1 protein-coding gene is annotated in these 377 nt (G+C 60.7%); it reads right to left on the bottom strand.

From position 1 onward, the window contains the following. On the bottom strand, positions 1-320 hold a 320-nt coding region (locus tag CJZ82_RS17550), incomplete at its 3' end, for a transposase (protein ID WP_143593773.1). Between the last annotated feature and the right edge of the window lie 57 nt (positions 321-377).

Raw genomic sequence — 377 nt, 5'->3', positions numbered from 1 at the left:
GTGGTCGGATGCCAGATCGGATCGTCGGGGCTGAGGCCCACAAACCAGCGGAACAGCAGGTTGTAGTGGAGCTGCTCCAGCAGCAGCCTCTCGGAGCGGATCCCATAGAACGCCTGCAACAGCGAGGCCAGCAGCAGCTGCTCGGGTGGAACCGATGGTCGTCCTTCTGAGGCGTACAGCCTGCAGAAAGTGGGATTGAGCCGATCAAGAGCCTGGTCCGCCAGCTTGCGAATCCGCCTCAGCGGATGGCTGGTCGGGATCCGCTCCTCAATCGAGACGTAGGAGAACAGAGAGCCGCTGCGCTCCTGTTGGCCTCGCATCAACGTCTGTGCAGTTGTCCCATTTTCGCAGAGCTGGCTGAGTTTTTCAGCGAACTC

Origin of the sequence: Synechococcus sp. 1G10 (genome assembly GCF_002252625.1) — a bacterium.
Classification (GTDB): domain Bacteria; phylum Cyanobacteriota; class Cyanobacteriia; order PCC-6307; family Cyanobiaceae; genus Regnicoccus_A.
Note: the sequence above shows the minus strand (reverse complement) of the source record. Positions and strands in the feature narration are given on the sequence as shown.